The organism is Rhodoferax sp. LB1P47 (assembly GCF_056521445.1).
Genome location: NZ_JBWMAU010000004.1, coordinates 52,518 through 72,947 on the forward strand (window position 1 = coordinate 52,518; position 20,430 = coordinate 72,947).

Annotated in this window: 18 protein-coding genes and 2 pseudogenes; 13 read left to right on the top strand and 7 right to left on the bottom strand. The window is 63.2% G+C overall.

Annotation, left to right across the window (positions count from 1 at the left end; genetic code table 11):
- Positions 1-77: 77 nt before the first annotated feature.
- The 3 genes and pseudogenes from AC0969_RS06895 to AC0969_RS06905 all read left to right on the top strand — a co-directional run bounded on the left by AC0969_RS06895 (position 78) and on the right by AC0969_RS06905 (position 2,865).
- Positions 78-1,155 (top strand): annotated as a pseudogene (locus AC0969_RS06895) (PepSY-associated TM helix domain-containing protein).
- Positions 1,152-1,331: a hypothetical protein gene (locus tag AC0969_RS06900; RefSeq protein WP_479623409.1), complete on the top strand. Its 180-nt coding sequence runs from the start codon at positions 1,152-1,154 to the stop codon at positions 1,329-1,331. Before AC0969_RS06895 ends, AC0969_RS06900 begins: the two are co-directional and overlap by 4 nt.
- An 89-nt stretch (positions 1,332-1,420) precedes the next feature.
- Positions 1,421-2,865: pseudogene (locus AC0969_RS06905) on the top strand (TonB-dependent receptor).
- Positions 2,866-2,926: 61 nt separating this feature from the next.
- Here AC0969_RS06905 and AC0969_RS06910 read toward each other — a convergent pair.
- Positions 2,927-4,159, bottom strand: a complete 1,233-nt coding sequence (locus AC0969_RS06910) for a cystathionine gamma-synthase family protein (protein ID WP_479623410.1) — start codon at positions 4,157-4,159, stop codon at positions 2,927-2,929.
- A gap of 141 nt (positions 4,160-4,300) precedes the next feature.
- Here AC0969_RS06910 and AC0969_RS06915 point away from each other — a divergent pair, with 141 nt between their 5' ends.
- A complete protein-coding gene (locus AC0969_RS06915; RefSeq protein WP_479623411.1) occupies positions 4,301-5,770 on the top strand; it encodes an aldehyde dehydrogenase (NADP(+)) in 1,470 nt (489 codons plus the stop codon).
- 100 nt (positions 5,771-5,870) lie between these two features.
- Here the strand turns inward: AC0969_RS06915 and dnaE are convergent, their stop codons facing one another.
- Positions 5,871-9,401 carry a DNA polymerase III subunit alpha gene (gene dnaE, locus AC0969_RS06920; protein ID WP_479623412.1) on the bottom strand — a complete coding sequence of 1,177 codons (3,531 nt, stop codon included), beginning with the start codon at positions 9,399-9,401 and terminating at the stop codon, positions 5,871-5,873.
- Positions 9,402-9,610: 209 nt separating this feature from the next.
- Here dnaE and AC0969_RS06925 point away from each other — a divergent pair, with 209 nt between their 5' ends.
- Both AC0969_RS06925 and AC0969_RS06930 read left to right on the top strand, forming a co-directional pair.
- Positions 9,611-11,167, top strand: coding sequence for a methyl-accepting chemotaxis protein (locus tag AC0969_RS06925; protein WP_479623413.1), 1,557 nt, complete (start codon positions 9,611-9,613; stop codon positions 11,165-11,167).
- A 9-nt stretch (positions 11,168-11,176) separates the two neighbouring features.
- Positions 11,177-11,929, top strand: a complete 753-nt coding sequence (locus AC0969_RS06930; protein ID WP_479623414.1) for a sulfurtransferase — start codon at positions 11,177-11,179, stop codon at positions 11,927-11,929.
- Between the two features lie 86 nt (positions 11,930-12,015).
- Here AC0969_RS06930 and AC0969_RS06935 read toward each other — a convergent pair whose 3' ends face one another.
- From AC0969_RS06935 to AC0969_RS06950, 4 genes are all read right to left on the bottom strand, one after another.
- Positions 12,016-12,879 (bottom strand): pirin family protein, encoded by an 864-nt coding sequence (locus tag AC0969_RS06935; protein ID WP_479623415.1) that lies wholly within the window; start codon positions 12,877-12,879, stop codon positions 12,016-12,018.
- A 75-nt stretch (positions 12,880-12,954) separates the two neighbouring features.
- Entirely contained in the window at positions 12,955-13,509 is a 555-nt protein-coding gene (locus AC0969_RS06940) for a flavodoxin family protein (RefSeq protein WP_479623416.1), read from the bottom strand.
- A 52-nt stretch (positions 13,510-13,561) separates the two neighbouring features.
- Positions 13,562-13,972 (bottom strand): DoxX family protein, encoded by a 411-nt coding sequence (locus tag AC0969_RS06945; RefSeq protein WP_479623417.1) that lies wholly within the window; start codon positions 13,970-13,972, stop codon positions 13,562-13,564.
- 29 nt (positions 13,973-14,001) lie between these two features.
- Entirely contained in the window at positions 14,002-14,703 is a 702-nt protein-coding gene (locus tag AC0969_RS06950) for a pirin family protein (protein WP_479623418.1), read from the bottom strand.
- A gap of 130 nt (positions 14,704-14,833) precedes the next feature.
- Between AC0969_RS06950 and AC0969_RS06955 the strand changes: the two genes are divergently transcribed.
- From AC0969_RS06955 to AC0969_RS06985, 7 genes are all read left to right on the top strand, one after another.
- Positions 14,834-15,775, top strand: a complete 942-nt coding sequence (locus AC0969_RS06955; RefSeq protein WP_479623419.1) for a LysR family transcriptional regulator — start codon at positions 14,834-14,836, stop codon at positions 15,773-15,775.
- 93 nt (positions 15,776-15,868) lie between these two features.
- The gene (locus tag AC0969_RS06960) at positions 15,869-16,939 is read left to right on the top strand and encodes an NAD(P)/FAD-dependent oxidoreductase (RefSeq protein ID WP_479623420.1); all 1,071 of its coding nucleotides are present in this window, start codon (positions 15,869-15,871) and stop codon (positions 16,937-16,939) included.
- Complete coding sequence (gene gluQRS / locus AC0969_RS06965; RefSeq protein WP_479623421.1) at positions 16,932-17,876, top strand: tRNA glutamyl-Q(34) synthetase GluQRS; 945 nt, start codon at positions 16,932-16,934, stop codon at positions 17,874-17,876. Before AC0969_RS06960 ends, gluQRS begins: the two co-directional genes overlap by 8 nt.
- Before the next feature lie 36 nt (positions 17,877-17,912).
- Entirely contained in the window at positions 17,913-18,182 is a 270-nt protein-coding gene (locus AC0969_RS06970; protein WP_479623422.1) for a type II toxin-antitoxin system Phd/YefM family antitoxin, read from the top strand.
- A 22-nt stretch (positions 18,183-18,204) separates the two neighbouring features.
- Positions 18,205-18,519: a CcdB family protein gene (locus AC0969_RS06975; protein WP_479623423.1), complete on the top strand. Its 315-nt coding sequence runs from the start codon at positions 18,205-18,207 to the stop codon at positions 18,517-18,519.
- A gap of 27 nt (positions 18,520-18,546) precedes the next feature.
- On the top strand, positions 18,547-19,269 hold the full coding sequence (trmB, locus tag AC0969_RS06980; RefSeq protein ID WP_479623424.1) for a tRNA (guanosine(46)-N7)-methyltransferase TrmB: 723 nt from the start codon (positions 18,547-18,549) through the stop codon (positions 19,267-19,269).
- Positions 19,266-20,150: a pseudouridine synthase gene (locus AC0969_RS06985; RefSeq protein WP_479623425.1), complete on the top strand. Its 885-nt coding sequence runs from the start codon at positions 19,266-19,268 to the stop codon at positions 20,148-20,150. The genes trmB and AC0969_RS06985 overlap by 4 nt, the downstream gene beginning before the upstream one ends.
- Here AC0969_RS06985 and AC0969_RS06990 read toward each other — a convergent pair.
- Complete coding sequence (locus tag AC0969_RS06990; RefSeq protein WP_479623426.1) at positions 20,147-20,422, bottom strand: hypothetical protein; 276 nt, start codon at positions 20,420-20,422, stop codon at positions 20,147-20,149. The two genes, AC0969_RS06985 and AC0969_RS06990, sit on opposite strands and share 4 nt — an antisense overlap.
- Positions 20,423-20,430: the final 8 nt, after the last annotated feature.

The following is a 20,430-nucleotide window of genomic DNA, read 5'->3' on the forward strand; positions in this document are numbered from 1 at the left end:
TGTAGCAATAAGCTAGCGCATCCATGCAATCTACAACCGCTCTGCGCCGCTGGTCCTAGGTCCACAAATGGTCCAGCCTGGTCTGCACCATCTTCATGCTGCTGCTGTGTCTGACCGGTCTGCCGCTGATTTTTTACCATGAAATCGGCCACCTGTTGGGCACCGAAGTCGAAGCGCCCGAAATCCCTGCCACCGCACCCCGCGCCAGCCTGGATGTGGTGATGGCCACCGCCCAGGCCCGCTACCCGCATCTGGGTGGCATGTTTGCCTCGCAGGAAGAAGACGACGACCGCGTCTGGTACGTGACCCTCTCGCCCACCTCCACCGCCGTAGAGGGCTACAAGCAGGTGGCGGTAGATGCCCGCACCGGCCAAGCGCTGGCCGAGCCCAAGCTGGACGAGGGCTTTATGTACATCATGCTCAAGCTGCACGTAGACCTGTTTGCCGGGCTGCCCGGCATGCTGTTTTTGGGGCTGATGGGCATGCTGCTGATCGTGGCCATCGTCTCGGGCGTGGTGCTGTACGCCCCCTTCATGCGCAAGCTCGACTTTGGCACCGTGCGCCGCACCCGCAGCACCCGCACCCAATGGCTCGACATGCACAACCTGCTGGGCATCGTGACCCTGGTGTAGGCACTGGTGGTGGGGGCCACCGGGGTCATCAACACCTGGGCCGATCTGGTCATCCAATACTGGCAGCACGACCAGATGGCGCAGATGGTAGGCCCCCTACAAAGACAAGCCGCCGCTCACCCAACTAGGCTCGTTGCAAACCGCCGTGGATGCCGCCGTAGCACTGGAGCCCGGCATGAAGATGGGCTTCATCGCCTTACCCGGCACCAGCTTTTCCAGCCCACACCACTATGGCATTTTTATGCGCGGCACCACGCCGTTGACGGCCCGCCTGTTCAAGCCGGTGCTGGTAGACGCGCAGACCGGCCTGGTCACCGACAGCCGCACTCTGCCCTGGTACGTGACCGCCCTGCTGGTATCGCAGCCACTGCACTTTGGCGACTACGGCGGCATGCCGATGCAGATTGTGTGGGCCCTGCTGGACATTGCCACCATCGTGGTGCTGGGCAGCGGCCTGTACCTGTGGGTGCAACGCCGCCAGCCCAAGGTGGCGGCAGAGCCGGTGCAGGGGCAGGCCGCTTGAGCCCCGCATTCAAAAAACTCTGGCTCTGGCCCACCGTGCTGGGCGTACTGACCCTCAGCGGCCTGCTGAGCGGCCTGGTGTCAGACGGCTGGGGCGACTGGTGGTGCTGGCTGGGCCTGGGCCTGCCGGTGGCGGTCATGGCCTGGTATGCGCTGCCCTGGCCAAAATTTAAGTAAAAACAGGCTCTAGCGTATATCTCATATGCGCTGATAGCTATTTTTTTAATAGCAAACCTCCCGCAAATTACCCCCCAAGGAAACACCTAATGGCATACCGCCGTAACTTCCCACGCGCCCCCATCGCCACTGCCGTGCTGCTGGCACTGTCCGCAGCCGCCCACGCGCAAAGCACGGCCGACACCGCAGGCACCCTGGCCACCGTGCAGGTCAGCGCCAGCGCCGACGCATCGGCCGAAGGCCTGAGCAAACCCTACGCGGGCGGCCAGGTGGCACGCGGCTTTGGCAACTTCCAGGAGTCGTATTTCATCCGGGGCTTTTTGCTGAGCTCGGACGACGTGGGCTACAACGGCATGTACGGCCTGCTGCCACGCCAGTACATCGCCACCGAGCTGTTTGAGCGGGTGGAAGTACTGCCCGGCGCATCGACCTTCCTGAATGGTGCCAATCCGGGTGGTGGCGGCATCGGCGGCTCGGTCAACCTGGTGCCCAAGCGCGCGCCCAATGAAGCCCTGAAGCGCGTCACCGTGGGCGTGGGCAGCGGCGGTGCGTCTACTGTGTCGGCCGATGTGGCCCGCCGTTTTGGCCCCGACGATGCCACCGGCATCCGCATCAACGCTGCCACCCGCAGCGGCGGCAGCGCCGTGGACAAAGAAGACAACCAACTGGGCCCAGCCCGGCCCCTACTCCAACGAGCGCGACCTGTTCGGCACGCTGCGCGGCGACGGGCTTGCGCGGCAAGTTCAGCACCGGCGCAGCGGGCCACGAATGGGTCGCCTCGGCCTCCACCTACACGCTGGAGAAGAAAAACGCCTATGCAATGGACTACGCCAACAGCCAGGCGACCAACCTGTACCACCCGGTGGCCACCGCGCTGCCCGCCATCAGCAGCGCGGCCTTCACCGGCAACACCCTGGCCTCCCCGGCCCTGACCGGGCGCACCAGCATGACCAGCTTTGCCTTGGGCGATACCTTGTCGCTGCTAGGTGGCAGCACCCTGCTAACGCTGGGCGCACGCCACCAGACGCTGGATATCGACAACTACGCCTACGGCAGCGGGGCCCTGTCGGACAGCTACAACAAAAGCCGCACCAGCCCCATGCTGGCCGTGGTCTACAAACTGGACAAGCAGGCATCCATTTACGCCAACTACGTGGAAGGCCTGACCCAAGGCGGCACCGCCCCCAGTACCGCCGCCAACAAGGGCGAAACCCTGGCTCCCTATGTCTCCAAGCAAAAGGAAATCGGCCTGAAGTGGGACCTGGGCCGCATGGGTGGCACGCTGGCCTTGTTTGACACCAGCAAGCCCCGCGATCTGGTCAACAGCGCCAACGTATTCACCTCTAGCGGCAAAGACGAGCACCGGGGCGTGGAGCTGAGCGTACAAGGCGAGGCCAGCAAAACCCTGCGCCTGCGGGTAGACAACGTGGCCAACAAGAGCTACTGGGCCTCGTCCGGCGGCTACGCGGGTGCAGGCTATCTGGTGGCCGGTGCGCCGCGCAGCTTCAACCTCAGCGCCAGTATAGATTTTTAATGCCAAATAGGCTTCTAGCGCTTATTTTATATGCGCTAGAAGCTATTATTTGTATAGCGAATTAAGCCAAAGCCTGGGCAAAGTCGGCCAGTAGATCGGCACTTTCCTCCAGCCCCACCGACAGCCGGATCAGCCCGTCGGCAATCCCCATCTGCGCCCGCACCTCGGCCCCGGCCTCCCAAAAGATGGTCGGGGCCACCGGGATGATCAGCGTGCGGGTGTCGGCCAAACCGGTGGCCTTGATGGGAATCTGCAAGCGGTTGATGAAGGCCAGGCAGGCATCGGCATCGGCCAGCTCAAACGACAACAGCCACGACCCGGCGCTGAAATGCGCCTTCGCGCGGGCATGCTGCGGGTGCGAGGCCAGCATCGGGTAGTGCACCTTGACGACGGCCGGGTGGCCCTCTAAAAACTCGGCCAATGCCATCGCGGTGGCGCTGCTGTGGGCCACGCGCAGGGCCACGGTTTCGGCCCCCACGGCGATGCTGTGCGCATGCTCGCTGGACAGCGATGCGCCCATGTCGCGCAGGCCTTTTTTGCGAATCTGCTGTAGGCCCCACTGGCGCGGGTCGCCCTTGCGGTAGTTGGCAAAAATGGCCGGACAGGTGGTCCAGTCGAACAGGCCGGTGTCGGTCACCGCGCCGCCCAGCGCATTACCGTGGCCCGCAATTGTCTTGGTCAGCGCGTTGACCACCAGACTGGCCCCCACGGTTTTGGGCTTGAAAAGTACCGGCGAGGTGATGGTGTTGTCCACCACATAGACCAGCCCGTGCGCCTTGCAGACCGCGTCAATGCCTACAAAATCAGGAATCTGCGTGCCAGGGTTGGCAATGGTTTCCACAAACACCATCCGGGTGTTCGGCTGCACGGCGGCGGCCACGGCGGCGGCATCGGTGGCATCTACCGTGGTCACTGCAATACCCAGGTTGCGCAGCGTGCCGAAGATGCTGTTGGTGTTGCCAAACACGTAGCGGCTGGCCACCAGGTGGTCCCCGGCGCGCAGCAGGGTCAAAAAGATACCGCAAATCGCGCCCATGCCGGTGGCAAAGCAGATGCTGCCCACGCCGTCTTCCATCTTGGTGATCTTGGCCTCCAGCGCGGCGGTGGTGGGCGTGCCTTGGCGGGCATAGTTGTAGGCACCTTTGAGCGTGCCCTGGAACACGCCAATCAAATCCTCGACCTTGTCAAACCCGTATTGCACCGAGGTGTGCACGGGCATGTGCACTCCGCCATGCTCAACCCCAAATGCCTTGTCGCCGTGCACGATGGCGGTGGTAAATCCTTGCGTAGCCATGCTCTTTCCTAAAGTAACTTTGGCCCCAATTAGAGCATTGCACGCCCCCGGCATCCCGTCGCAACAGGATGTTACGATTTAGTGCTATCTCCGGCCTAAATCGGCGCCGCTCCTTTTTCCTTACCTACTGAGACCCCCTCCATGCTGCAATCTATCGAAGCCCGCACCGGCAACCCCGTCGGCGCGCAATGGTCCGAATCCACCCAAGCCGACATCGACCAGACCGTCGCAGCGGCTGCTGCCGTGGCCGATGCGTTTGCCGCCACCTCCGCCGCCCAGCGCGCGGGCCTGCTGCGCGGTTTGGCTACCGCACTGGAAGCCGAGCGCGAAGCCCTGGTGGCCGTGGCCGACCGTGAAACCGGTCTGGGCCTGCCCCGCCTGAACGGCGAACTCGACCGCACCACCTTCCAGCTGCGCGGCTTTGCCGATGTGCTGGATGCCGGTACGGTACACGCCACGGTGGATGACGCCGCCGTAGCCGGTGCGCCCCCCGCAGGCCGCCCCCGCATCAGCAAAGTGCGCGTGCCCGTAGGCCCGGTGGCCATGTTCTCGGCCAGCAACTTTCCGTTTGCCTTCTCGGTGCTCGGCGGCGATACGGCGGCCGCCCTGGCTGCGGGCTGCCCGGTGGTCGTCAAGGGCCACCCCGCGCACCCCGAGCTGTCGCGCCTGACCGTCGCCCTGGCCCAACGCGTGGTGGCCGAGCTGGGCCTGCCCGCAGGCGTGTTCGGCTTTGTGCAAGGTGGCTCCATCGCGGTGGGCGTGCAACTGGTGCAGGCCCCGGCCATCGCCGCTGTGGCCTTTACCGGCTCATTCAAGGGCGGCACGGCGCTGGCCAAGATTGCGGGCGACCGCCCTCGCCCCATCCCGTTTTACGGCGAACTCGGCTCGGTCAACCCGCTGGTGGTGCTGCCCGCAGCCGCTGCCAAAAACGGTGCCGAGCTGGCCAGCACGCTGGCCGCGTCCATCTGCCAAGGTGCAGGCCAGTTCTGCACCAGCCCCGGCATCATCCTGGTGCACAAAGATGCCGCGTCCGATGCGTTTGTGGCGGCCCTCGCCACCGCGCTGCAAGCCCTGCAACCGCACACCATGCTGTCGGCTGCCATCCGCTCCACCTTCGACAAGGGTGTGGCCCGCTGGCGCGCCGACGCGGCCCTGACTCCGCTGGTCGCCGATGTGTCGGACGCTGCCGCGCCACGTCCATTTCTTGCCGAAGTGCAAGCCGCCGACTTCATCGCCAGCCAGGCCCTGCATGAAGAAGTTTTTGGCTCTGCGGCCCTGGTGGTGCGTGTGGCATCGGTAGATGAAAGCATCGCCGTGCTGCGCGCCATCGGCGGCTCGCTGACTGTCACGCTGTGGGGCGCCGAAGTAGCAGACGAAGCCACCCGCAACCTGGTCCGCGCCGCCACCCAGATCGCTGGCCGCGTGCTGTTTGCGGGCGTGCCCACCGGCGTGGCCGTGACCGAAGCCCAACTGCACGGCGGACCGTTCCCGGCCTCCACCCAGCCGTTCACCACCTCGGTGGGCTTTGCGGCGGTAGACCGCTTCCTGCGCCCCGTAGCCTTGCAAGACGCACCGGCCTGGCTAGTGGAACGCAACGGCGTGCCCTGCTGATGATTATGGATGTTTTAGGCCGCTAGCGCTTATTGCATGTGCGGATGCAGCTATTTAAAATATAGCAAACCATCCGCACCAATACACCCACAGTGCAGGCTTATTCCTCGTAGGCCACTACCGCTTGGGATGCCTGGGACAGGCAGTAGGCCAGGGCTTCATCGGTGGGGTAAAACCGGGCGCGCTCGCCCAGTTGCAGCACGGCCTGGGCGCTACCTTGCGCGGTTTGGCACTGCACCGACACCCGCACCGGCAGGCCATACACCACATCGCCCTGCTCCGTGGTTTCGCATGCGGGCGGAAAGTCTTTCACCAGCCGGTCAAAGTCCAGCCCGGCCCCGGTGGCGTTGGGGGGCAGTTGCAGCCGCAAAAACTTGGCATAGCGGCAGCGGGCGGTGGCCAGGCTGTAGGCATCGGTGATGCTCATTTGCAGGCCGCCGCCGCCAAAGCGGTCGGTTTGCACCTTGCCCATAGCGATGATGAGTTCATCGTCCCGAAACAGGTTTTTATTCGCCTGCATCAGCGCATCGCTGACCCGCGCATCGATCATGGCGCTGCCGTCTTCCAGCCTGAACAGGCCCAGTTTGCCGCGCTGGCCGTTGATGACGCGCAGGTCGCTGACGATGCCCGCAAACATCACAATGTCGCGGCTGTCCACGGCCTGTGACAGGTCGTATTTGGCGAAGCGGCGTACTTCTTTGCGTACCTCGTCAAACAAGTGGCCCGACAAATAGAAGCCCACCGCCGTTTTCTCTAGCGTCAGGCGCTCCTTGATGCCCCACATGGGCGTGTCCACCAGCTCGGGCTCTTGGGTGCTGGAGCCGTGGCTGTCGTCCATGTCGAACAGGCCGCCCTGGTTGGCGTTGGCCAGCGTGGCGGCGGCGAAGGCGAAGGCGCGGTCTACCGAGGCGCTCAGCGCGGCGCGGTTGATTTCAATCGCATCAAACGCCCCGGCCTTGATCAGCGCTTCTACGGTGCGTTTGTTCAGTTTGGATTTATCCACGCGCACGCAGAAGTCGAACAGGCTGGTGAATGGCCCACCGGCTTCTCTGGCCGCCACGATGGCCTCGATGGCCTGCTGGCCCGTGCCTTTGACGGCCCCCAGGCCGTAGCGGATGCATTTGTCGGTGACCGGCTCGAAGCGGTGGCGGCCCAGGTTGACGTTGGGCGGCTCGAACGTCAGGCCCATCTTGCCGGCATCTTCAAACAGCAGTTTGAGTTTGTCGGTGTCGTCCATTTCCACCGTCAAGTTGGCGCAGAAGAATTCGGCGCAGTAGTGCACCTTGAGCCAGCCGGTGTGGTACGCCAGCAGCGAATAGGCGGCGGCGTGCGACTTGTTGAAGCCGTAGCCCGCAAACTTCTCCATCAAGTCGAAGATTTCGTCGGCCTTGGCCTCGGTAATGTCGTTCTTGGCGGCCCCGGCGCGGAAGATGGCGCGGTGCTCGGCCATTTCTTCCAGCTTCTTTTTACCCATCGCCCGGCGCAGCATGTCGGCCCCGCCCAGTGAGTAGCCGCCCAGAATCTGCGCGGTCTGCATCACCTGCTCCTGGTAGACCATGATGCCGTAGGTCTCGCTCAGCATCTCGGCCACCAGTGGGTGCGGGTACTCCACCACCTCGCGGCCGTGCTTGCGCGCCACGAAGCTGGGAATCAGGTCCATCGGGCCGGGGCGGTACAGCGCATTCAGGGCGATCAGGTCTTCTAGCCGGGTGGGTTTGGCGTCTTTCAGCATGCGTTGCATGCCGGTACTTTCAAACTGGAACACGGCCTCGGTCTTGCCCTCGGAGAACAGGCGGTAGGTTTTGGCATCGTCCAGGGCGATGTTTTCAAACGCAAAGTTCTCTTGGCCCGGGTGGCGGGCAACGATGAAGTCTTTGGCAATCTCCAAAATGGTCAGCGTGGCCAGGCCCAAAAAGTCGAACTTCACCAGGCCGATAGCCTCCACGTCGTCCTTGTCAAACTGGCTCACCGCCGAGTCGCTGCCCGGCTGCTGGTACAGCGGGCAAAAGTCGGTCAGCTTGCCGGGCGCAATCAGCACGCCCCCGGCATGCATGCCGACGTTGCGGGTCATGCCCTCCAGCTTTTGCGCCATCTCGATCAGGGTGCGCACATCTTCTTCGGCCTCGATACGGGCGGCCAGAATCGGCTCCATCTCGATGGCGTAGTTGTTTTTGTCGCCGTCTTTCTTGGGATCTGGCGGGTATTGCAGCGTGACCGACATGCCGGGCTTGTTGGGAATCAGCTTGCTGATGCCGTCGCAAAAGTTGTAGCTCAGGTCCAGCACCCGGCCCACGTCGCGGATGGCCGCGCGGGCCGCCATGGTGCCGAAGGTAACGATCTGGCTGACGGCGTTTTTGCCGTACTTTTCTTTCACATAGTCGATCACCCGGTCGCGGTTGCCCTGGCAAAAGTCGATGTCGAAGTCGGGCATGGAGACGCGTTCGGGGTTCAAAAACCGCTCAAACAGCAGCTTGTACTGCAACGGGTCCAAATCGGTGATCTTCAGCGCGTAGGCCACCAAAGAGCCCGCACCGGAACCCCGGCCGGGGCCGACCGGGCAGCCGTTGAGCTTGGCCCAGTTGATGAAGTCGCCCACGATCAAAAAGTAGCCTGGGAAACCCATCTTCAGGATGGTGGTGATCTCGAACTCCAGCCGCTCGATGTAGCCGGGGCGCACTTCTTCGCGCTTGGCATCAACAGGGTACAGGTGTAGCAGGCGCTCTTTCAGGCCCTCGTGCGAGGCGTAGCGGAAGTAGTCCTCGGGGCTCATGCGCACGCCATCGACCAGCGGCGTGGGGAAGTCGGGCAGCTGCGGCTTGCCCAGCACCAGCGTGAGGTTGCAGCGCCGGGCAATTTCCACCGTGTTGGCAATGGCCGTCGGCACATCGGCAAACAGGGCCAACATTTGCGCGCTGGACTTGAAATACTGCTCGCGGGTAAAGCGGCGCACCCGGCGCTGGTTGCCCAGAATTTCACCGTCGGCAATACACACCCGGGCTTCGTGGGCCTCGTAGTCGTCGGGTTCGGTGAACTGCGACGGGTGCGTGGCCACCACGGGCAGTTGCAGACGGGCGGCGAGTTGCACGGCGGCCACCACATGGGCTTCGTCATCGGCCCGGCCCGCACGTTGGAGTTCGATGTAGAAGCGCTGCGGGAACACGGCGGCCAGCTGTGTGGCGACCGCATCGGCCCGCACCGTATCGCCCTGCACCAGGGCCTGGCCCACCGGCCCGGCCTGTGCACCGGCCAGGCACATCAGCCCAGCGTTCAGTTCTTGCAGCCAGGCCCACTTGATCGTGGCCTGGTTTTTAACGATGTTTTGGGTAAAGCCGCGTGCCAGCAGCTCCGACAGATTGAGGTAGCCCTGCTTGTTTTGCACCAGCACGATGACGCGCGACAGGGCGCTGGTGTCTTGCCCCAGCCCTTCCAGAAATATCTCGGCACCGATGATGGGTTTGAGGCCCTTGCCCCGGGCTTCTTTGTAAAACTTGAGTGCGCCAAACAGGTTGCTCAGGTCGGTAATGGCCAGCGCGGGCTGCTGGTCCTTGGCGGCTACTTTGACGGTGTCGTCGATGCGGTTGGTGCCGTCAACGACAGAAAATTCGGTATGGAGGCGGAGATGGACAAACATGTCTCCATTTTAGGTGGCGGGTTTGGCCTGGAGGCCCGCTGCCAGCGACACACCGAGTTTGTGATTTTCAAGAAATAGTTGAAACACTTTGTGTACAACTGCTAGCATGCCCAAGCATTGAAATTAGAGCGGGCAAGCTCCACCAGAGGCCTGCACAAGCACCCCCGCGATAGGGAGAAATCCACCGTAGAACCATTGGGAGAGACACCATGTTCCGTACTATCCGCAGTTCCACCCTGTGTTTGGCCGCCGTTGGCATTCTTGCCGCACTAGTCATTGCATTGCAGTCGTATTGGGGCTTTAGTCGCCTCAACGACATCGCCCAAAAAACCTTTGTGGCCAAAGATGTGGTCGCTGACATCTTGCCGCCCCCGCTGTACCTGATTGAGCTGCGGCTGGTGTTGTCGCAGGCCGTCGAGGGCACGATGGCGTTGCCCGAAGCCAAAAAGCAGCTCACCCGCTTGATGGACGAGTATGAAACCCGGGTCAGGTTCTGGACGCAAAACGCCCCCCTGGGCCTGGAGGCGCAAATCCTGGGTCGCCAGCACCAGGCTGCGTTGAAGTTCATTGCGGCCATCCGCGAAGGCATCCTGCCGCTGCTGGAGAAAGACGATGTTGCCGGTGCCCGTGAAAAGTTGCTCCTGGCGCATGCGCTGTACCTGGAGCACCGGGCCGGGGTGGATGAAACCAGCGTCGTAGCTTCCAAAATTTCAGACAGCATGATTGCGGCCTTTACGGCAACCGGGGAAGACGTGTCAAAAACCTCGTTGATCGTCGTGGTCGTGGCCTTGGTGGTACTGGCCTGGGTCTCGGGTCCGGTGCTGGTCAGCATCCGCAAACCGATTGCGGAATGCACCCGGATCGCCCAAGAGGTGGCCGCCGGCAATTTGTTTGCGCCCATCAGCAAAACCCGCAACGACGAGATCGGTACGCTGCAAGAAGCCCTGGCAGCCATGCAAACCGCGTTGCGCCAGATGGTGGGTGAAGTGCGTACCTCGTCTGAAGACATCAAGATGTCCAGCGCAGAAATCGCCAGCGGCGGTATGGACCTGAGCGCCCGCACCGAAAGCACCGCCGCCAGCCTGGAGCAAGCGGCGGCAGCGATGGAGCAGCTCACCTCCACAGTGACCCAAAACACCGAATCCGCCCGGCAGGCCAACCATCTGGCCGCTTCGGCCGTCACCGTGGCAGAGCGCGGTGGCCACCTGGTCGGCCAGGTGGTCACCACCATGCAGGGCATCGACGACAGTTCGCGCAAGATCGTCAGCATCATCAGCGTGATTGACGGCATCGCCTTCCAAACCAACATCCTGGCCTTGAATGCCGCCGTGGAAGCGGCCCGGGCGGGCGAGCAAGGGCGCGGGTTTGCGGTGGTTGCCAGCGAGGTCCGGATGCTGGCTCAGCGCAGCGCCGAGGCCGCCAAAGAGATCAAAAGCCTGATCGATGACAGCGTGGGCCGGGTCGAATCGGGCAGCAAGCTGGTGTTTGAAGCGGGCAGCACCATGACCGAAATCGTCAGCCAGGTGCAGCGGGTCAGCGGCATCATTGCCGAAATCACCGCTGCGGCATCCGAGCAGGGCGCAGGCATCGGCCAGATCAACCAGGCCGTGGCCCTGCTGGACCAGATGACGCAGGAAAACTCGGCCCTGGTCGAGGAAAGCGCGGCCTCGGCCGAAAACCTGAAGCGCTCGGCGCTGGGCTTGACCAGCCTGGTCAGCGCCTTTCGATTGGAAGCGGGTGGCGGTATGGCACTGGCGGCCTCCTAAAATCGGCGGGTGAACACCATCCTGAATATCTCCGCCTACAAATTCGTTCCTCTGCCCGATGCCCCTGCCCTGCGCGACCTGCTGCACGGCTGGGCCACCGAGCTCCAGCTCAAAGGCACCATCCTGCTGGCCACAGAGGGTATCAACCTGTTTTTAGCCGCACCCGAAGCCGGTGTGCGCAGCTTCATCGCCCGCCTGCACGCCGATCCGCGCTTTGCCGACATCGCCCCCAAAGAAAGCTGGTCGGCCCACCAGCCGTTCAAGAAGATGCTGGTGAAGGTAAAAAACGAAATCATCCGCATGGACCACCCGGCCATCCAGCCCAGCGCAGGCCGCGCCCCGGCGGTCGATGCCCGCACCGTCAAACGCTGGCTCGACCAGGGCGTAGACGACAACGGCCGCCCGGTGGTCACGCTGGACACCCGCAACGCCTTCGAGGTAGACCACGGCACATTCGTCGGGGCCATCGACTGGCGGATCGACAAATTCACCGAATTCCCCCAGGCCTTGCGAGAGCACAAGGCCGAACTGGCCGGCAAGACGGTGGTCAGCTTCTGCACCGGCGGCATCCGGTGCGAAAAGGCCGCAATTTTGATGCGCGAAGAAGGGCTGGAGCACGTCTACCAGCTGGAAGGCGGCATCCTCAAATACTTCGAGGAAACCGATGGCGCCCACTACCAGGGTAATTGCTTTGTGTTTGATGAACGCCGAACACTAAAAGCCGACCTCACGGCCAGCATGTCGAATGCTATTGAAAAGTGAGCTACTGGCGCAGGTGGAATATACGCCAGAAGCCTAAATGGCATATGGATTCGACACCCCCATACAGGTAGAACGGGTATCCGTAATTATGGCAACGGGATGAACTCGGCATCGCCGGGCACCTGGCCCATGCGCTGGGCTTGCCAGTCGGCTTCGGCTTGCAGGATGCGTTCTTTGCGGCTGGACACAAAGTTCCATCGGATGAAGCGGTGGCCGTCCAGCGCGTCGCCGCCGATCACCAGCAGGCGGGTAGCCGTTGTGGCGCAGATCTGCGTGGTCTGGCCCGGCTCCAGCAGCGCCAGGGTGCGGGCGGCCAGCACCACGCCGTCCACCTCCACATCGCCATCCACCGGGTACACGGCCAGCTCCTGCGCCAGCGGCGGCAGGGCCAGCAAGCCACCGGTGGGCAGCGCGATGTCGAGGTACAGGGTGGGTGCGAAGGTGACCACCGGAGACGTTTTGCCCCAGGCGCTGCCAATCAGCACGCGCACTTGCGTATCGCCCACAGTCAGCTCGGGAATATCTGCGGCCGGGGTGTGGGTGAAGCTGGGCTCCACCTCTTCAAAGGCCTGCGGCAGCGCGGCCCAGAGCTGGATGCCGTGGTTGGTGTACGCGCTGGCGGCAAGCGTGGGTGGTGGCCGCTCGGAATGCACGATGCCGCGCCCGGCAGTCATCCAGTTGATGGCGCCGGGTTCGATGTGCTGCACGCAGCCCAGGCTGTCGCTGTGCAGCATCGCGCCGTCAAATAAGTAGGTCACTGTGGCCAGCCCGATGTGCGGGTGCGGGCGCACCGCGTGGCCCCCACCGGGCGGCACGGCCACCGGACCAAAGTGGTCAAAAAACAAAAAAGGCCCGACCGATTGCCGCGCGGCGGCAGGTAGCACCCGGCGCACCACAAAACCGCCGCCAAGATCTTTGGCCTGGCCGGTGAGTTGCAGGGTGATGGGCATGGTCGGGCTCCTGTGGAATTAACGTAAAAGAACAAACTTTCATAAGCCGGGGTGCGCGGCATCCCGGCATGAAAGTTAGGCTAGAAATTTAGCGGTGATGTCGGCCACGCGCTTGCCGTAGAGCTTGGCGGTGTCCAGGTCGCCTTGCGACATTTCAGCCGGGCTGGAATCCGAAGGGGACTGCACCAGCACGCCCACCGAGCCACCCAGGTTGTTCAGGTCGTTGCGGGAAGCGGCCTTGGTATTGCTGGGCATTTGGCCCAGGCTGACCCAGATGCCACCTTGCTGCGAAGCCAGCGTTTGCAGATAGATAAGCGTGACTTGCTTGTCGCCGCTGAAGCTGGCGCTGTTGGTGAAGCCGCCAAACACTTTGTCTTTCCAGGCGCTGGTGAACCAGGCTTTGCTGGTGGCATCGGCAAACTTCTTGAACTGCCAGCTCGGGCCACCCATGTAGGTGGGTGTGCCAAAGAGGATGGCATCGGCGGCGTTGAGCGATGCCCAACCGGCTTCGGACACATTGCCCTCGGCATCAATGGCGATCAGTTCGGCGCTGGCACCTTCGGCCACGGCCTGGGCTACGCGCTGGGTGTGGCCGTAGCCAGAGTGGTACACAACAACAGTTTTGGTCATACAGACTTTCAAAGTAAGTGAAAACAACGAACGGGAAACACTTTAAACCGACTTAACCAAGCCGACGGGCATCCAGGCTCCATGCACCAGGCCCCCAGGCGGCCAGGGTCAGCAGGCCACCCACCACGGCGATGTTCTTGATGAACAGCAGCTGCGTCACCATCACTGCCTCGGCCGGTACGGCCCAGAAGGCGTGGAAGAAGAAGCTAGCCACCAGGGTGAACCCGGCCAGCACCAGCGCCGCCCAGCGGGTGCCCAGGCCGAAGATCAGCGCCAGGCCGCCCAGCACTTCCACCGCAATGGCCGCCAGTGCACCCAGCGTGGGGAACGGCAGGCCGACCGAGGCGATGTAGCCCACCGTGCCAGCAAAGCCGGTAATTTTGCTGATGCCCGCAGGTAAAAACAACACGGCCAACAGCTGGCGACCGGCAAGGCTCAGGGGGTTTTGGAGGGTTTTAAACATGGTTTTCTTTCAAAGTTGGGTTAAAAAATTCAAGCGGCTAAATCAAAAACCAGCACTTCGGCACTCGCCGCATTGCCCAGGGTGAGCAGGGCTTCGTTTTCGATCAACAGCGCATCCCCGGTGGTGAGCGCCGTGCCATTCACTTCCAGCGCACCGCTGATCAGGTGCACATAGCTCTTGCGCGCCGGGTCCAGCGCCAGGGTGGCGGATTCCGCACCGTCCAGCAGCCCGGCATACAGGTGTGCATCGGCATGGATGGTCACCGAGCCCTGGGCCCCGTCGGGCGAGGCCACCAGCCGCAACGCACCGCGCTTTTCAATGTCGGCAAAGGTTTTTTGCTCGTAGCTGGGCGCAATGCCTTTCACATTCGGCTCGATCCAGATTTGCAGAAAGTGCGTGGTCTGGTCGGCGGCATGGTTGAACTCGCTGTGCTGCACGCCCCGCCCGGCGCTCATACGTTGCACGTCGCCGGGTGGAATGCCCTTGACGTTGCCCATCGTGTCGCGGTGCGCCAGCTCGCCTTGCAGCACGTAGCTGATGATTTCCATGTCGCGGTGGCCGTGGGTGCCAAAGCCTGCGCCGGGGGTAATGGTGTCTTCGTTGATGACGCGCAGATTGCCCCAGCCCATGTGCTTGGGGTCCATGTAACCGGCAAACGAAAAGCTGTGGTGCGACTTGAGCCAGCCATGGTCAGCGTGGCCACGGTCTTGGGATTTACGGAGGGTGAGCATCTAAAAACTCCTGGTGGGTGGTAGATCCGCGTATCGAATCCATGCCTGAATTTTGGGCTTGGGCACCCCCGTGGCTGTCCACCGCGTTTGATGGCATCATTCTATTAATTTGAACGAAATAAGAACAACCATGCAAAACGCCCGCGACGCACTCACCCCCGATGCCCTGTCCATGCTGGTCACCATCCACGCCCAGGGCAGCTTTGCGGCGGCCGCCCGCAGCCTGGGCATGGTGCCCAGCGCCCTGACCTACCGGGTGCGCAATATCGAGGACGCGCTGGACGTGCTGCTGTTCGACCGCAGCTCGCGCCAGGCCAAACTCACGGTGGCCGGAGCCGAGCTGCTGCGCGAAGGCCAGCGCCTGCTGGAAGATATTGACGCGGTGGCCAACCGCGTCAAACGCGTGGCCACCGGTTGGGAGCCGCAGCTAACGATTGCGGTAGACAGCGTGATCTCGCGCGCCACGGTGATGGAGCTGTGCGAGGCATTTTTTGCCCTCAATCCGCCCACCCGCGTGAAGATCCGCGAAGAGGTGCTGTACGGCACGCTGGACGCGCTGGTCACCGGCCAGGCCGATGTGGCGATTGGCGTGGCGATGGACAACATCACCAACAGCAACATCCTCGGTGCGCCGCTGGGCGATATGCGCTTCATCTTTGCCGTGGCCCCGCACCACCCGCTGGCCCAGTTGCCCGAGCCGCTGAGCGATGCGCTGATCCAGCAGCACCGCGCCGTGGCCGTGGCCGACTCCACCCAGCGCGGCAACGCCCTCACCTTGGGCCTGCTGGGCGGGCAAGACGTGTTTACCGTGCCTAGCATGCGGGCCAAACTTGAGGCCCAATTGCGCGGCCTGGGCTGCGGATTTTTGCCCGAAGGCCTGGCCCGCCCCTACCTGGAAACCGGCCGTCTGGTCAGCCGCACGGTAGAGCGGCCCAGCCGCGTTATTTCGATCAACTACGCTTGGCGGACCGAGGCCAGCGGCACCCACGGGCGGGCGCTGCAATGGTGGCTGCAACAGCTCAAAAGCCCGGCTACGCGGGCAGCACTGTTGGAGCGGCAGCAAAGCAACTGACCTGCGGGGAGTCCCCAAGGAAATTGGCTGCGCAGTGCGTGTAGAGTGTGCTTGGTCGTTCCCCAGTAGCCACTCCAGAGAAAACCAATACCTATGACAAACAAAACCAGTGCTACAGCTCCCCGCCAGATCGCCGTCATTGGCGCAGGTATGGCGGGTATTGCCTGCGCCCGCACGCTGGTGCAGGCCGGCCACAACGTCTCGGTGTTCGACAAAAGCCGGGGCGTGGGCGGGCGCATGTCTACCCGCAGCACCGCGTTTGGCACGTTTGACCACGGTGCGCAGTACTTCACCGTGCGCGACCCGCGTTTTGCGCTGGCCCTGGAAACGGCCAAAGGCCTGTGCAAACCTTGGAGTGCCAGCTCGGTGCGGGTGCTCGACACTTTTGGCCAGGTGGCCTCGGCCGGCCTGCCCTCGCGCGATGCGCACTGGGTCGCGTCACCCGGTATGAACGCGCTGGTCAAGCACTGGGCCCTACCGCTGGCCAACGATGGCCGCCTAGAGCTGGAAACCCAGGTCACCCGCATCGAACGCGACCCGATGGATAAGAAAAAATGGCAGCTGCGCACCACCGGCATGCCCGGTGCGCCCGACGCAAGCCATGTGTTCTCGGGTTTCGATGCCGTGGTGCTGGCCATGCCCCACCCACAAACCGTAGACCTGCTGCAAAAATCGGCCCAGGCCGCCCGGCTGGTGCGGGAGATCCACCCGGTGCAAGTTGCCCCCTGCTGGACGCTGATGCTGGCCTTCCCACAGGCCATCCAGCCCACGATGGCCCACATCGGCCCGCAGTGGAACGCCGCCCGCAGCAACCACCACCGCATTGCCTGGCTGGCGCGTGAATCCAGCAAGCCCGGGCGCGGCGGCGTGGAGCGCTGGACGGTGCAGGCCAGCCCGGCCTGGTCGCACGAACACCTGGAAGACGATGCCGCCCGCGTGCAGGCCAAGCTGATCAAGGCCTTTGCCGAGGTCACCGGCATCCGCGCCGAACCCGCCCACGCCGCCGTACACCGCTGGCGCTACGCCCAAACCCTGCAACCGCTGGGCCGCAGCCATCTGTGGGACGACAAGTCCAACATCGGAGCCTGTGGCGACTGGTGCATCGGCCACCGGGTGGAAGACGCCTTCATCTCCGGCCTGGAGATGGCGCTGGCAATTGCCTAATCCAGGCTACACCGGACGGTTCGCTCCGTCCCCCACGGGCCCGCTGCATGCGGGCTCTTTGGTTGCCGCCCTGGCCAGTTGGCTCGATGCCCGGGCTTGTGGTGGCCGATGGCTGGTGCGCATCGAAGACGTGGACACCCCGCGCTGCCTGCCCGGCGTGGACGCACTGATCCTGCAACAGCTCGCCGCCTGCAGCCTGCTACCCGACGCGCCGCCCACCTACCAATCGCAACGCAACCCGCTGTACCAACACGCGCTAGACCAACTGGTCGCCGGTGGCTGGGCCTACCCTTGCGCTTGCTCGCGCAAAGAAATCGAAGCCGCCTGCGCGGCACTCGGCCAGCAGCGCAACCGCAATACGGAGCTCGTCTACCCCGGCACCTGCCGCACCGGCTTGCACGAACGGCCCGCCCGCGCCTGGAGACTGTGGACTGATAAATTTATAGAAAATAGGCCTCAAGCGCACATTGCATCTGCGCAAGTAGCTATGAAATCAATAGTGGCTGAGGTACTGGCGTGGAACGACCGCCTGCTCGGCCCCCAGCAGCAAAACCTGGCCGCCGAGGTGGGTGACTTCATCTTGCGCCGCGCCGACGGCCTGTGGGCCTACCAGCTCGCCGTGGTGGTGGACGATGCCGCCCAAGGCATCACCCACGTGGTGCGCGGCCAAGACCTGGCCGACAACACGCCCCGCCAGATGTGGCTGCAACAGGCCCTGGGTGTACCCACGCCGCAGTATTTGCACACACCGCTGGTGCGCGGCGCGAATGGCGAAAAATTGTCTAAGCAGAATGGTGCGCAAGCGCTGGATCTGGAGTCGCCGCTAGCAGCGTTGAATGCGGCCGCACAGGTGCTGGGTTTAGCGGCTAGGCAGGGTGGGTGCGGCGATGCGCTGGCGGCTTGGGTGGTGGAATGGCGGTACCGCCACAATGGCTAAAATAGCCATTACACCCACCCATTCGCAAGGCCCGCCATGCACCTCACCGCTACCGAAGCCAAAAACCGTTTTGGCCATTGCCTATCGCAAGCCAAGATCAGCCCGGTCCGCATCGAGAAAAATGGCCGCCTGGAAGCCTTGATCGTGTCCGCCGAGCAGTTCGCCGATCTGGAGCGCCGCGCCAATGCCGCCAGCCCCAAATTGACGCCTGAGCAATTCGGTGAAACATACAAGGAATGGATTGGTGCACAGCAACAGCACATGGACGAACAAGGTTTATGGTGCGATGACATCCGTACTTGGTAAAACCTAACTGTAGAACCTGCCCGTGGCCCAGTTTGATGTGTACCCCAACCCCAGTCCGCGCTCTAAATCGTCTATGCCCTACGTGGTGGACGTGCAAAGCAACCTGCTCTCGGCACTGCCCAGCCGCTTGGTCATGCCCTTGTCGCGGGTGGGCATCCACGCGCCCATGTCGCGCCGCTTGGTAAAGCAATTCACCATTGAAGGCGAAAGCTTTTTTTTACTCGCCCACGCCGCCGCGCCGGTAGACGCACGCAGCCTCAAAGACGCAGTGGCATCGCTCCACCATGTCGGCTATGAGGTTGTTGAGGCGATGGATGTGGTGCTTAGCGGTGTTTAACCTCCTCTTTTTTCATTGACGTATTCCATGCAGACCGAACTCCCCCCCGCAATCTCCCCTGACAGCCCCCCTGCGGCCCCCGCTTACCCCAAAACCATCAAAAGTTTCGTCCTCCGCACGGGCCGCACCACGGTCGGCCAGGCCAAGGCGTTTGACACTCTGGGGCCGCAGTTTTTGCTGCCCTACCGCAGTGCGCCGCTGGACCTGGATGCCACCTTTGGCCGCAGCGCCCCCACCATTCTGGAAATCGGCTTCGGCATGGGCGAAGCCACGGCCAGCATCGCGGCGCTGCTGCCGGAAAACAACTTTCTGTGCTGCGAAGTCCACACGCCCGGCGTGGGTGCGCTGCTCAAGCGCATTGGCGAAGAGGGGCAAACCAATATCCGCATCTGCCAGCACGACGCCGTGGAGGTGCTAGACCACATGCTGCCACTGGCCTGCCTGGACGGCGTGCACGTATTCTTCCCCGACCCCTGGCACAAAAAGAAGCACAACAAGCGCCGCCTGCTGCAAGCCCCGCTGGTCGCCAAGCTGGCCGCCCGCCTCAAACCCGGCGGCTACCTGCACTGCGCTACCGACTGGCAAAACTACGCCGAGCAGATTCTGGAGGTGCTGAGCGCCGAGCCGCTGCTGCAAAACACTGCCGCCGACTACGCCCCCAAGCCCGCCTACCGCCCGCTCACCAAGTTCGAGAACCGGGGCATCAAGCTAGGCCACGGCGTGTGGGATGTCGTATTTAAAAGGGTGTGACACTCCCTACGCGCAATGGTGTTGGCCCCAGCACCGTCGGTCTGCCCGGTGGTAGCTGGCCCAGCGTCATCGACTTCTTTGCCGAACGCTTTCCCACCGTAGAGCGCACGGTCTGGCTGGAGCGCATGCGTGACGGCTTGGTGCTGGACGAACAGGCCCTGCCCGTGCCGCCCGATGCCGTCTACCGCCCGCACACCCGGCTGTATTACTACCGCCATTTGCCGGTCGAGCCACGCATTCCGTTCGAGGCGCAGGTTTTGTTCCAGGACGCGCATCTGCTGGTGGTGGACAAGCCGCATTTTCTGCCTACCATGCCGGCCGGGCGCTATGTGCAAGAAACCCTGCTGGTGCGGCTCAAGCAAAGCTTGGGGCTAGACACCCTGGCCCCGCTGCACCGGCTGGACCGCGAGACTGCTGGGGTCACGCTGTTTGCCATCCAACCTGCTGAGCGGGCGGCCTACCACGCGCTGTTCAAACAGCGCGAAGTTCACAAGCAATACGAAGCAATTGCGCCTTGGCGCGCCGACCTGCCGCCTATCTACCGCAGCCAGATCGTGCCTGGCGAGCCGTTTTTTCGCTACGGTGAAGCACCGGGCGAAGCCAATTCTGAAACCCATATCGCTGTGCTGGAACGCATGGGTGACTGGGCCCGCTACCGGCTGTCGCCCATCACCGGCCGCACCCACCAGCTACGGGTGCATATGGCGGCGCTGGGCGTGCCCATCCGCAACGACCGCTTCTACCCCGAGGTGGTCAACATTGCCGACGACGACTACCGCGCTCCCTTGCAGCTGCTGGCCCGGTCGATTGCGTTTACCGACCCGGTGACCGGCCAGGCGCGGCAGTTTGAGAGCACGAAAACCCTTGGTGAACAGCCTTAGCGCTTGATCTCTACCGTTTCGTTCGGGTAGAGCACGGTCATGGCCATAGGCACGGCATGTTCGTTTTCGGTGCTGACCGGCTGGGGCGGGCCGGACTCGGTCGGCCAGTACATATCTTCCGCCGCATTCACCGCACCAACTCCGGGGGTTAAATACAGTGACACCGCCACCATAGCGGCACAAAACACCAGCCACAACAAGGCTGACACCCACGGCAGCGGTTCAGCCCGGGCCCGGGGCATGGGTTTAGGGCGCGCAGAGGTTATTCGCATGAAAACTC

Bases quoted from the DNA above. Each gene is read 5' to 3' on its own strand.
- AC0969_RS06910 (WP_479623410.1), bottom strand. From the start codon at position 4,159: ATGGCTACGCAAGGATTTACCACCGCCATCGTGCACGGCGACAAGGCA.
- AC0969_RS06915 (WP_479623411.1), top strand. From the start codon at position 4,301: ATGCTGCAATCTATCGAAGCCCGCACCGGCAACCCCGTCGGCGCGCAA.
- dnaE (WP_479623412.1), bottom strand. From the start codon at position 9,401: ATGTTTGTCCATCTCCGCCTCCATACCGAATTTTCTGTCGTTGACGGC.
- AC0969_RS06925 (WP_479623413.1), top strand. From the start codon at position 9,611: ATGTTCCGTACTATCCGCAGTTCCACCCTGTGTTTGGCCGCCGTTGGC.
- AC0969_RS06935 (WP_479623415.1), bottom strand. From the start codon at position 12,879: ATGCCCATCACCCTGCAACTCACCGGCCAGGCCAAAGATCTTGGCGGC.
- AC0969_RS06940 (WP_479623416.1), bottom strand. From the start codon at position 13,509: ATGACCAAAACTGTTGTTGTGTACCACTCTGGCTACGGCCACACCCAG.
- AC0969_RS06945 (WP_479623417.1), bottom strand. From the start codon at position 13,972: ATGTTTAAAACCCTCCAAAACCCCCTGAGCCTTGCCGGTCGCCAGCTG.
- AC0969_RS06950 (WP_479623418.1), bottom strand. From the start codon at position 14,703: ATGCTCACCCTCCGTAAATCCCAAGACCGTGGCCACGCTGACCATGGC.
- AC0969_RS06955 (WP_479623419.1), top strand. From the start codon at position 14,834: ATGCAAAACGCCCGCGACGCACTCACCCCCGATGCCCTGTCCATGCTG.
- AC0969_RS06960 (WP_479623420.1), top strand. From the start codon at position 15,869: ATGACAAACAAAACCAGTGCTACAGCTCCCCGCCAGATCGCCGTCATT.
- AC0969_RS06970 (WP_479623422.1), top strand. From the start codon at position 17,913: ATGCACCTCACCGCTACCGAAGCCAAAAACCGTTTTGGCCATTGCCTA.
- trmB (WP_479623424.1), top strand. From the start codon at position 18,547: ATGCAGACCGAACTCCCCCCCGCAATCTCCCCTGACAGCCCCCCTGCG.
- AC0969_RS06990 (WP_479623426.1), bottom strand. From the start codon at position 20,422: ATGCGAATAACCTCTGCGCGCCCTAAACCCATGCCCCGGGCCCGGGCT.